The following is an 11,470-nucleotide window of genomic DNA, read 5'->3' on the forward strand; positions in this document are numbered from 1 at the left end:
TACTCACTAGACCCGCGCATCCGCCGTTCATGACGCGAAAGCCCCCGACCGATCGCTCCTCACCCCGTCCGACCAGGTGCGATACCCGCCATCGAGGTTGCGCACATCCCGACCGTGCTGGAGGAGCATGCGGGTCGCGATGTGTCCGCGCAGGCCGACCTGGCAGTGCACGACGAGCGGGCCCGCCGGGAGCTCTCCGAGGCGCTCCCGCAGTTCGTCGAGGGGGACGTTGATCGCTCCGGGCATCGCGCCGGCCGCGAACTCCGCCGGTGTTCGCACGTCGATGAGCGACGCGCCCTCCTCGCGCGCGGCGGCAAGCTCGTGCCACTGCACCGAGGGAGTCGTCCCCGTCCTCGTGTTCTCGGCCACGTATCCGAGGATGTTCACGGCATCCTTCGCCGAGCCGAACTGCGGCGCGTAGGCGAGCTCGAGGTGCGCGAGCTCCGACGCGACGAGTCCGGCGTGCACCGCCGTGGAGATGACGTCGATGCGCTTGTCGACGCCATCGCGTCCCACGACCTGCGCGCCGAGGATACGATCGGATGCCGGATCGGCGAGCAGCTTGATCGACAGGGTCTCGGCCCCCGGATAGTATCCGGCGTGCGAGCCGGGATGCACGTGTACGACGTAGAAGTCGCGGCCCTCCGCACGCAATTGCTTCTCGCTCCGCCCGGTCTTCGCCGCCGCGAGACCGAAGACCTGCACGATCCCCGTCCCGATCGCGGGCCGCGCGGATTCTTCGCGCCCCGCGATCACGTCGGCGACGAGCCGCCCGTGCCGATTGGCCAGCCCTGCCATGGTGATGAGCGCCGCACCCCCGCCGATCAGTTCCGCCTTCTCGACCCCGTCCCCCACGGCGAACACATGCGGATCGCTCGTCCGGCAGTTCTCGTCCACGCTGATGCCGCCCGTCTCGCCGAGGAGCAGGCCGGCGTCGGCGGCGAGCCGAGTCTCGGGCACCACACCCGACGCATCGACGATGAACTCCGCCTCGACGACAGAGCCGTCGCTCAGTTCGACGGCGTCGTCGTGCACCGCGATCACCTCGACGCCGAGACGCACATCGACGCCGCGACTCCGCACAGCCTCCATGACGGGCGCGGCCATCTCCGGGTCGAGAGGCGCCAGCAGCTGTCCCCCTCGCTGCACCAGGGTGACCTTCGCCTCGCGTGCCACGAGATTCTCGACGGCTTCGAGACCCGTGTACCCGCCACCCACGACGACGACACGAACCCCCGCACGAGAGACGGCGGCCTCGATCGCGACGGCATCCTCGACCGTGCGGAGACTGCGCATCGGAACACCGCCAGCCGGCTCGTCGCGCCGCGGACGGGCTCCGGCGGCGAGGACGAGCAGGTCGTAGCCCTCCTCGATCGTGGCTCCGTTCGCGAGATCGAGTACCTCGACGACCCTGCGGTCGGTGTCGATGCGGGTCACCTCGTGACCGACCCGCACGTCAAGGCGGAAGCGCCGGTGCAGCGACTCGGGAGTCTGCAGAAGCAGCGCCTCGCGATCGGTGATCACCCCTCCGACGAAGTAGGGCAGCCCGCAGTTGGCGTACGACACCTCGGGTCCCCGCTCGAAGACGACGATATCCGCCGTCTCGTCGAGACGTCGGAGGCGAGCGGCCGTCGACATCCCTCCGGCTACACCGCCGACGATGACGACCTTGAGCCCCCGTTCCGCGCTCATCGCTGGAACAGCCTGGAGAAGAGGCCGCCCTGACGCTGCTCCTTCTCATGACCAGCGCACCACTGGGACGCGGGCACCGTGCGTCGTACGGAGTCGACGTGCTGTCCGCACCCTGCCCAGGTCGTCTTCCCGCACGTCTTGCAATCAACTGGACGACACATGATCCCTCTCCGCTCTTATACCCCCATGGGTATCTCCTGATATACCCTAAGGGGTATAGTTGCACCTGTCCAACCGAGCGAAAGGCGAGCATGACCAGCACAGATCCCGAGGTGCAGCGGAAGATCCTCAACCGTCTCAAGCGCGCGCAGGGTCAGCTCGCCGCGGTGATCGGTGCGGTTGAACGTGAGGAGGACTGCAGAACCGTCGTCACTCAGCTCTCCGCGGTGAGTTCGGCCCTCGACCGGGCGGGGTTCCAGATCATCGCCACGGCGATGAAGGACTGCCTCGGCGAACAGGGGGAGGATGCCGACGCCGACGCCCTCGCCGACGGTACGATGTCCCTGAACGAGCTCGAGAAGCTCTTCCTCTCACTCGCTTGAGTCCTACCCCTGGAGCCACTCCATGACCGCCTCCGTGCCCTCCGTCCTGTTCGTCTGCGTGCACAACGCCGGGCGCTCGCAGATGGCCGCCGGCTTCCTGCGCGACATCGCGGGCGACCGCATCGAGGTCCGCTCGGCAGGCTCCCTGCCCGCCGAGCAGATCAACCCGATCGCCGTCGAGGCGATGGGCGAGCTGGGCATCGACATCACCGCGGAGTCGCCGAAGGTGCTCACCACCGAGGCGGTGCAGGACTCCGACGTGGTCATCACGATGGGATGCGGCGACGCGTGCCCGTTCTTCCCCGGCAAGCGCTACGAGGACTGGGCTCTCGACGACCCGGCCGGTCAGGGCATCGACGCTGTGCGGCCGATCCGCGACGAGATCCGCCGCCGCATCGAGGCCCTCGCGGGAGAGCTCCTCGCCTGACGGCCTCGGCCGCCGAGAGCCTCAGGCGCGCAGCGCCGACGCGACGGACCTCGGCCCCACCGCGAGGTGCACGAGCGTCGTCGCCGCCAGCACGACGGCCGAGATCAGCAGCAGCCGATCGGGGGCCACGCCGATCTCCAGGGCAGCCCCGCCCAGGCCGCTGCCCAGCGCCGATCCCAGCGCCATCGCGCTGCCGTTGAGGGCGAAGACGAGCGCCGCCGAGTCCGGAGCCATCGCGCTGAGGCGAGCCTGCAGCGGAACGCCGGAGCCGCCGTTGCCGACCGCGCACGCGAAGAACCACACGATCGCGGCGACCGTGCCCAGCGCGCCGGGCAGCAGCAGTCCGAGCGAGCCGAGCAGCGCGGAGGCGATGAGCAGCCCCAGGATGCCGGTGACGACCTGCACGGGCGGGCGTCGGTCGGTGAGCCTGCCCGTGAGCACGTTGCCGACCAGGCTCAGCAGGCCGTAGCAGAACATCACCAGGACCATGACGAGCCCGCCGCCCACCCTCGGACCCACGATGAGCGTCGCATAGGTGAAGCAGAGGTAGCTCGCGCACATGATGCCGACGGGCACGACGAGCGCGGCCAGAAGACGCGGCTCCCGCAGCGGCTGCAGCGTCTCCCGGAGCGAGCGCGGAGGCAGGCGCAGCCGCGGGACCCGGAGCAGGATGCCGACGAGCGCGGCCGAGCCGACGGCGACGACGAGGAACAGCGGAATCCGCCAGTCGCTCTGCCCGAGCAGCAGGCCGAGGGGCACGCCGAGCGCCGTGGCGGTCAGCCACCCGCCGAGGACGAGCGAGAGGGCGCGCCCTCGGCGCTCCGGAGGCGTCTTCGCCACCACGTAGGCGCTGATCACGGCGTTGAGCAGAGCGCCGCCGAGCGCCGAGACCACCCGCCCTGTCATGGCGATCGCGTAGGTGGGGGCGAGCGCGACGACGAGGTTGCCGATCACGAAGACCCCGAGTGCGCCGACGATCGTCGCCTTGCGCTCCCACCCTCCGGTGATCGCGCCGAGCACGGGTCCGGCGAGGGCGCTCGTCAGGGCGAACACCGCCATCAGCTGACCTGCCGCCGCCGGTCCGACGCTCAGGTCATCGGCGATCTGCGGGAGCAGGCCCGCGAGGACGTAGCCGTCGATGCCCATCGAGAACGTGGCGACGGCGAGCCACACGAGCGCTCCGACGCCTGCGCCACGGGCGCCATCGGCCCTCTCCCCCTCGACGTCGCGCACCCCGCCATCCAATCAGAGTCGGCGCCACCACGACCGCGACGCCCCGACGTCAGGCGTCCTGCTGATACACGTCGGGCACGCCGTCTCCGTCCTCATCGAGAGCCTCCCTCTCGGAGATCGCACGGTAGCGGCGGTTCCTCAGGCCGAGGAGGACGGATGCCGCGAGCGCCGCGATCACCGAGGCGCCGAGGATCGCCGTCTTCGCCGCATCGTGCGCGACCCCCGCGGGGAAGCTCAGCTCGCCGATGAGCAGCGACACCGTGAACCCGATGCCGGCCAGCATCCCCACCCCGACGAGGTCGACCCAGCGCAGTCCGTCGCTCAGGCGGCTCCGCGTCACGGTCGTGGTGATCCAGGTGGCCGCGACGATGCCGAGCGGCTTGCCGATGACGAGAGCGCAGACGATCGCGATGGTCACCGGATGGGTCACGGTCTGCACGAAGCCGTCGCCCACCACCGTGACCCCGGCGGCGAAGAACGCGAAGACGGGCACGGCGAACCCCGCGGAGAGCGGGCGGAACCGGTGCTCGAACTCCTCGGCGAGACCGGCGTCGGAGGAGCCGTCTGCGGGCTTCACCGGGATCATGAAGGCCAGCGCCACGCCGGCGATCGTCGCGTGGATGCCGGAGGCGTGCACGAACGCCCAGACCGCGACGCCGATCGGGAGGAGGACCACCCACGCCGCGAACCGGTGACGGAGGAAGAAGCCGCGGCGGCGCTGCGCGAGCGCCGCGTAGAGGGCGAGTCCGAGGAGAGCGGCGGGCAGCGGCATCGGATTGAGGTCGTCGGTGTAGAAGACGCCGATGATGACGATCGCGATGAGGTCGTCGACCACCGCGAGCGTGAGCAGGAAGAGCCTCAGCCCGCTCGGCAGGTGTGAGCCGATGATCGCGAGGACCGCCACGGCGAAGGCGATGTCGGTCGCCGTGGGGATCGCCCAGCCGCGCAGCAGCACGGGGTCGGGGCCGACCACGGCGAGGTAGATCACGGCCGGAACGACGACCCCGCCGACGGCCGCGATCACCGGCACGAGCGCGGTGCGCACGTCGCGGAGGTCGCCGACGACGAACTCGCGCTTGAGCTCGAGCCCCACGAGGAAGAAGAAGACCGCGAGCAGCCCGTCGGCGGCCCACGCGCCCAGGCTCAGCTTGAGGTGCCAGGGCTCGTAGCCGATCTCGAGGTCCCGCAGGGCGAAGTACCCGTCGGCGAAGGGCGAGTTCGCCCATACGAGGGCGATGCCCGCCATGACGACGAGCAGGATCCCCCCGACGCTCTCCTTGCGCAGGAGCGCGCCGATGCGGCGGGCTTCGCGGTGACTGCCGCGCGCAGGGAAGGTCTGAGGGGCGACGTGCGGAGGGATGGTCATGGGATCTCCCGGGGTCTCGACAACGATGTGTCGACCAGGCTTCCCGACTCTCCGCCGCCCAGCTTACCGGGCGCCGAGCGGCATTCCCTGGGAGGTCATGCGGCGGCGATCACGCGGAGGGAAGCGCGCGCACCCTGTTGTTGCGCGGGTTGTGCTCCAGCTCGACCAGACCGAGCGCTTCGAGGAGCGGAGGCACGTACATGCCGAACCGGCCCCGGTACCCCTTGCGCTGCCCGTACCAGCCACCCACCGGGTTGTCGGCGGAGCGACCCCACGCCTCGACCGTGTCGGGCGCGGCATCCTTCTTCTCGTCCGCTGCCCCCAGCGCGACCCAGTCTCCGCGGCGCAGCAGCTCGGCGTGCAGGTCGTCGACCGCACGGGCGAGGTACGTCAGCTTCGTGGAACCGACCTGGCACACGAGGAGCGCGGGATCGGACTCGTCGTCGCGATGGATCGTGTACTCCGACGAGAGCGGAGCGGTCTTCAGCCGCCACGGGTCGGATGCCGTGCCCGTACCGGACCAGTGCTGCTCTGTCATGCGCGATTCCTCTCGACGGCGTACTGCCGGGGATCGGACGGACCCCCGGCAGTACATTGTGCTCCTCCGGACCGCTGCGGCGGCAGCATCCGGAGGGAATCCGTCACTTCGCGACGATGAGCCCCTTCGTCGCCTCCTGCGCGCGCTGGAACCGGCGCTGCACGTCGGGCCAGTTCACGATCTCCCAGAACGCCGTGACGTAGTCGGCGCGCACGTTGCGGTAGTCGAGGTAGTAGGCGTGCTCCCAGACGTCGAGCTGCAGCAGCGGGGTGACGCCGAGGGGCGCGTTGCCCTGCTGGTCGAAGAGCTGGAAGATCACCGGACGCGCGCCGACGCCGTCCCAGGCGAGTACAGCCCAGCCGGAGCCCTGCACGCCGAGAGCCGTGGCCGTGAAGTGCGCGCGGAAGGCGTCGAGCGAGCCGAACGCGTCGTCGAGGGCGGCGGCGAGCTCGCCCTCGGGGGAGCCGCCGCCGTCGGGCGAGAGGTTCTCCCAGAACACCGAGTGGTTGATGTGGCCGCCGAGGTTGAAGGCGAGGTCCTTCTCGAGCTTGTTCACGGCGGAGAGGTCACCCGTCTCGCGTGCGGCGGCGAGCTGCTCCAGGGCGGTGTTCGCGCCGGTGACGTACGCCTGGTGGTGCTTGGAGTGATGCAGCTCCATGATCGTTCCGGAGATGTGCGGTTCGAGGGCCGAGTAGTCGTACGGCAGTTCGGGGAGGGTGTACGGAGCGGACATGCGTCTTCCTTTCGATGGAGGTTCGGGGGTCAGTGCTCGCCGCCGGGAGGCAGCGCGTGGAATCGACGGTCGACGTAGACGAGCGGACGCCCTGGGCGGCCGTGCCGCACCTCGAGCACCTCGGCGATGACGACGGTGGAGGAGCCGACGGGGACGCTCTGGATCGGACGGCAGCGCAGGGCGACCCTCGCCTCCGGAAGATACGGCTCCCCGGTCGGGAGCGTGCGCCATCCTTGCTCGGGGGTGAACCGCTCCGACCCGCTCACGGCGAAGTTCTGCGCCAGAGCGGAGTGCTCGTCGTCGACGAGGTGGACGACGAAGCCGTCGGCCGCGAGGATCGCCCCCGCGCTGCCGGTCGCCCTGGTCACCGAGAACACGATGGCGGCGGGGTCGACGGCGACGGAGGCGACGCTCGACGCGGTCAGGCCGACGGGCCCGGCGGGGCTCGCCGCCGTGATGATCGCGACGCCGGCCGGATGCTGTCGGAAAGCGGCTTTGAGGCCCTCGCCGACCTCGGTGGGGACCGGAGCCGCCGGTCGCGTGTCGTTCATCGTCATCGGGCGCGCACCGTCCGATGCGGGGCGCGTGCTTCTCGTGTTCGGGTCACATCTGCAACGCTAAGACCTCAAGTACACTTGAGGTCAAATCGAGCGAAGGACGCCCCGATGAGCGCAGACACGGACCGCACGCCGCACGGCCCCGACGAGCCCCTGACGATCGGCGAGATGAGCAGACGCACGGGCGTCGCCCCCTCCGCGCTGCACTTCTACGAGGGCCTCGGACTCATCGCCTCCACCCGCACCTCCGGCAACCAGCGCCGCTACGCCAGGCACATGCTCCGCCGCGTCTCCCTCATCACCGTGGCGAAGCGCCTCGGCATCCCCCTCTCCGACGTGCAGGAGGCGTTCGCCGACGTCCCCCTCACGCAGACGCCGAGCCACGCCGACTGGCAGCGCGCCTCCCGCCGCTGGAAACGCGAGCTGGAGAAGCGCCGCGAGGGCATCGAACGGCTCGAACGCGAACTCACCGGATGCATCGGCTGCGGCTGCCTGTCCATGAAGGCCTGCGGGCTGCTGAACCCCGACGACACCCTCGGCAGCCAGGGCGCCGGCCCCCAGCGCCTGCGCGAGGACTGAGCTCGACGCTCGCCCCGGGCGCCGTCGAGCGCACCCGACCCGCCGGTAGGCTCGGGCCATGACGATCGACCTCGAAGCGCTCTACATCGACCTGCACCAGCATCCTGAGCTGTCGTTCCAGGAGACCCGCACCGCCGGCATCGCGGCGCAGCACCTTCGAGATCTCGGCCTCGAGGTCGAGGAGGGCGTCGGCGTCACAGGCGTCGTCGGCGTGCTGCGCAACCCCTCGTCAGGCTCAGGGGAGTCCGGAGACGGCCCCGTCGTCTGGATCCGGGCCGACATGGACGCCCTGCCCGTCGAGGAGCAGACCGGACTGGCGTACGCGAGCACGGCGAAGGGCGTCGACCCCGCGGGCACGACCGTCCCCGTCATGCACGCGTGCGGCCACGACATGCACGTGACGGCCATGATCGGCGCGGTCGAGAAGCTCGTCGCCGAGCGCGCCGACTGGAGCGGCACCCTCGTCGTGCTCATCCAGCCCGCCGAGGAGTACGGAGCAGGGGCGCGCGCCATGCTGGACGCCGGCATCCTCGACCGCTACCCGAAGCCCGACATCGTGCTCGGACAGCACGTCACCCCGCTCCCCGCCGGGATCATCGGCGTGCGCGGCGGCACCCAGATGGCGGCATCCGACGGCCTCACCGTGACCCTGCACGGACGCGGAGGCCACGGCTCCCGCCCGCACGCGACGATCGACCCCGTCGTCATGGCGGCCGCGACCGTCATGCGGCTGCAGACCATCACCTCGCGCGAGATCGACCCCCAGGGCGTCGCGGTCGTGACGGTCGGCTCGATCCACGCCGGCCTGAAGAACAACATCATCCCCGCAGAGGCGAAGCTCGAACTCAGCCTGCGCTACCCGGACGAGGACGCGCGGGAGAAGGTGCTCGCCAGCGTCGAGCGCATCGTGCGCGCCGAGGCCGCGGCATCCGGCGCCGAGCGCGAGCCGGAGATCCGCACCGACCACACGCTGCCCGCCACGATCAACGACGAGGAGGCCACGGCGCGTGTGACCGCCGCGCTGCAGCGGGTGCTCGGCGAGGCGTCGGTCATCGACCCCGGCATGTTCACCGGCAGCGAGGACGTCTCGTGGTTCGCGAGGGATGCCGGAGTCCCGCTGGTGTTCTGGTTCTGGGGTGGCGCCGATCCGGCGAAGTTCGCCGCGGCGAACGCCGCCGGACGTGTGGCCGAGGACATCCCGACCAATCACTCGCCCTACTTCGCCCCCGAGATCCACCCGACCATCGAGGTCGGCGTCACCGCCCTGTCGACGGCGGCGCGCGAGTTCCTGGGCTGAACGGTCTCCCCGCCCGGTCGTTGAGCGAGCGAAGCGAGACGAAACGCCGCACCCCGTTTCGTCTCGTCGCTGCGCTCCTCGCTCAACGATCGGACGGGGGACGTGTCGTCGCGCTCTCGCCCAGCGCGACGACACACCCGTCGCGTCATCCGGCTACTGGATCTGCCACTTCTGGACGGCGCTCGCCGACACGGCCTGCTGCGTCAGCCCCGTGCCGTTCGTCGACGCCGTCGCGGTGAGCAGGAGCCCGCTCTTCACCGACGTGAGCGTATACGTGCCGTCGGACTGAACGGCCGCGGTCCAGCGCTGGTTCGTCCCGCCGCTGCAGGTCCACTGGATGATCTTGGCCCCCGCGGCGACCGACCCTCCGTCGACGTCGGCGCACATCCCCGACTCGACGTTCTTCACCTCGTACGAGCCGTCGGCCTGCCGGGTGAACTGCCACTTCTGGTTCGCTCCCGTGTTGCTCGTCCAGATCACCAGCTGCGTTCCGGCCGTGGTGCTGTGGTTGGGGTTGTCGATGGACTTCCCGCCCGAACTGATGGTCCGGATGCCGTCGAGCGCTCCCGTCGATGCGACCGGGGTCAGGGAGAGCGTCTGCTCTGCGGCGCTGCGGGTGCCTCCGACCGCGGTTCCTGCGGCGGTCCAGCTGCGGACCGGGGTGGTCTCGGCGAGGCGTCCGGTCGTGGCGGACACCGAGATGACGAGTCCGCTGTAGCGGTTGACCAGACGGACGGTGCCGTCCGGCGCATTCGTCGTGGCCGAGCGGTTCTGCACGACCCACCACTGCTGACCCGCAGACGGGGATGCCGCGGCCACGGCCGTGAGCGGGGCGCCCCAGGCGCGTCCGGCCGACGACTGCGACGACACCCCGAGCAGGGCGCCCGTTGCGTCGTTCGCGACGGTGAACGCCCCGTCTCCCGTCGGCGAGAACCTCCAGGTCGACCGGCCGTTGTCGGCTGTCGCGGAGGTCACGCTCGTGTCGGAGGTCGACTGCACCAGCATCCGTCCTCCCGAGCCGATGCGGTAGGTTTTCGTCGTGTCGACGGGGGTCGCGACCGTGCCGCCGAGCGAGACGTTGACGTACTCACCCGACTTGCCGCCGGAGCATCCGAACGAGCAGTACATCCGGAAGTCCTTGCCGACGATGGCCGAGCTGGTCTTGCTCACGGGGTCGAGGAACCAGCGGTACCAGGATGCCGTGTGATACGCCCCGGTGTCTCCGATCAGGGTCCACTTCTGCGAGGACAGGTCGTCGGTCGCGTAGATCTGCTGCGGGGCGTTGCCGCTCTGATCGACGGCCTGCGGCTCGCCGATCCAGAGGCCGAGGTAGGCGTTCCAGGCGACGTCCATCACGAAGAGCGGAGAGGTCGGCGGAGTCGTGCCCGCGGCGACCTGCTGGGCCACCGTGCCGGGGGTCGACGGCGAGTACTCGGCGCCGACGGGCGTGTACCCGTTGGCGTTCGAGGTCGTCACCGGCACCATGTTGCTCTCCTTGCCGCCGATGCCCGGCTGCGACCACTGGCCGTCGTACCACTTCTGCCAGCTGCTCGGGGCCATCTTTCCGGAGATGGGGGCGCGAGCGACGTGCGCATGGAATGCCGCCCAGCTGCCGTTCTTGTTCACGATCCGCGAGCCGTAGAAGACGTAGAAGTAGCCGGACGCGGCATCCACGACGAGCCGGGGGTCGCCGTCTCCGTAGTGGTAGGTCTGCTGCGGGAAGTCCGTGCTGCTGCCGCGTGTGGTTCCGAACGGCGAGGTGATGATCCGGTCGCTGATGGTCCAGGTCCTGCCCTGATCCCTCGACACGGCGAGGTCGATGCCGTCGAAGTGGATGCCGTCGCCGTAGGGCTGCGGGGTGAACTCGTTGTGCACGAGGCCGTACCAGTCGCCCGAGTCCGGATCGACCCAGACCCCGGCGAGGTCGCAGAAGTTGCGCTGGGAGTACGTGGTCGTGCTCGGCGCGTACGAGGACACGAGTCCGGTGGGGCTGTTGTTGCAGCGCCAGGTGGTGTCCTTGTTCGAGTCGTTCGCGTTGGCCGGATTCACCGAGTCGGTCAGCGCGCTCGACAGGGTCGCGGTGTCCATGTTCGTGCCGGTGTAGAACGACCATCGTCGCTCCTGTGTCGCACCGTAGAGGGCGTGCGCCTGTTGGAAGTAGTAGGTGCCGTCCTTGTCGATGTAGCTCGCGGCCGGGGTGTCATCCGGCTTCGTCCAGGTGCCGGTGCTGCCCACCGTCACCGTGTACGTCCCGGTCACGGCCGCGCCCGCCGGCACGGACGCGAGGCCCGCCAGCAGAATGCTCGCACCCGCGGCTGCGATCAGTGAAAGTCGTCTTGTCCACGCCATCGTGTCCCACTCTCCGTTGAATGTTTGCGTTACCACTGAGAGCGCGATCTTCTCGCTGTTTTTGGACTGTGTCAATGTTTGAGAAAGGCTAAGCGCAAACAGTTTCTCGAACACCCGCCGTGACGGCACCTGTGAGGGCGCGGCATCCGTCCGGCAT

At 69.9% G+C, this 11,470-nt stretch carries 11 protein-coding genes; 4 read left to right on the plus strand and 7 right to left on the minus strand.

Going from position 1 to position 11,470, the window contains the following annotated elements; all coding sequences use genetic code 11:
- Nucleotides 1-27: 27 nt before the first annotated feature.
- Nucleotides 28-1,692 (minus strand): FAD-dependent oxidoreductase, encoded by a 1,665-nt coding sequence (locus MRBLWH10_RS15115; protein ID WP_341940538.1) that lies wholly within the window; start codon nt 1,690-1,692, stop codon nt 28-30.
- A 251-nt stretch (nt 1,693-1,943) separates the two neighbouring features.
- Between MRBLWH10_RS15115 and MRBLWH10_RS15120 the strand changes: the two genes are divergently transcribed.
- Nucleotides 1,944-2,234 (plus strand): metal-sensitive transcriptional regulator, encoded by a 291-nt coding sequence (locus tag MRBLWH10_RS15120; RefSeq protein WP_341940539.1) that lies wholly within the window; start codon nt 1,944-1,946, stop codon nt 2,232-2,234.
- A 22-nt stretch (nt 2,235-2,256) separates the two neighbouring features.
- Nucleotides 2,257-2,661, plus strand: a complete 405-nt coding sequence (locus MRBLWH10_RS15125; protein ID WP_105673201.1) for an arsenate reductase ArsC — start codon at nt 2,257-2,259, stop codon at nt 2,659-2,661.
- 21 nt (nt 2,662-2,682) lie between these two features.
- Here the strand turns inward: MRBLWH10_RS15125 and MRBLWH10_RS15130 are convergent, their stop codons facing one another.
- From MRBLWH10_RS15130 to MRBLWH10_RS15150, 5 genes are all read right to left on the minus strand, one after another.
- Complete coding sequence (locus tag MRBLWH10_RS15130) at nt 2,683-3,894, minus strand: MFS transporter (protein ID WP_341940540.1); 1,212 nt, start codon at nt 3,892-3,894, stop codon at nt 2,683-2,685.
- A gap of 49 nt (nt 3,895-3,943) precedes the next feature.
- The gene (gene nhaA / locus MRBLWH10_RS15135; RefSeq protein WP_341940541.1) at nt 3,944-5,260 is read right to left on the minus strand and encodes a Na+/H+ antiporter NhaA; all 1,317 of its coding nucleotides are present in this window, start codon (nt 5,258-5,260) and stop codon (nt 3,944-3,946) included.
- 109 nt (nt 5,261-5,369) lie between these two features.
- Nucleotides 5,370-5,798 (minus strand): DUF6855 family protein, encoded by a 429-nt coding sequence (locus tag MRBLWH10_RS15140; RefSeq protein WP_341940542.1) that lies wholly within the window; start codon nt 5,796-5,798, stop codon nt 5,370-5,372.
- A 103-nt stretch (nt 5,799-5,901) separates the two neighbouring features.
- Nucleotides 5,902-6,531, minus strand: a complete 630-nt coding sequence (locus MRBLWH10_RS15145) for a superoxide dismutase (RefSeq protein WP_341940543.1) — start codon at nt 6,529-6,531, stop codon at nt 5,902-5,904.
- A 29-nt stretch (nt 6,532-6,560) separates the two neighbouring features.
- The gene (locus MRBLWH10_RS15150) at nt 6,561-7,088 is read right to left on the minus strand and encodes a flavin reductase family protein (protein WP_341940544.1); all 528 of its coding nucleotides are present in this window, start codon (nt 7,086-7,088) and stop codon (nt 6,561-6,563) included.
- A gap of 108 nt (nt 7,089-7,196) precedes the next feature.
- Between MRBLWH10_RS15150 and soxR the strand changes: the two genes are divergently transcribed.
- Entirely contained in the window at nt 7,197-7,667 is a 471-nt protein-coding gene (soxR, locus tag MRBLWH10_RS15155; RefSeq protein ID WP_341940545.1) for a redox-sensitive transcriptional activator SoxR, read from the plus strand.
- 58 nt (nt 7,668-7,725) lie between these two features.
- Nucleotides 7,726-8,964 carry an amidohydrolase gene (locus MRBLWH10_RS15160; RefSeq protein ID WP_341940546.1) on the plus strand — a complete coding sequence of 413 codons (1,239 nt, stop codon included), beginning with the start codon at nt 7,726-7,728 and terminating at the stop codon, nt 8,962-8,964.
- Between the two features lie 153 nt (nt 8,965-9,117).
- On the opposite strand, the gene MRBLWH10_RS15165 is transcribed toward MRBLWH10_RS15160, so the two are convergent.
- Entirely contained in the window at nt 9,118-11,313 is a 2,196-nt protein-coding gene (locus MRBLWH10_RS15165; protein ID WP_341940547.1) for an RICIN domain-containing protein, read from the minus strand.
- Between the last annotated feature and the right edge of the window lie 157 nt (nt 11,314-11,470).

This window comes from Microbacterium sp. LWH10-1.2 (assembly GCF_038397765.1).
Classification (GTDB): domain Bacteria; phylum Actinomycetota; class Actinomycetes; order Actinomycetales; family Microbacteriaceae; genus Microbacterium; species Microbacterium natoriense.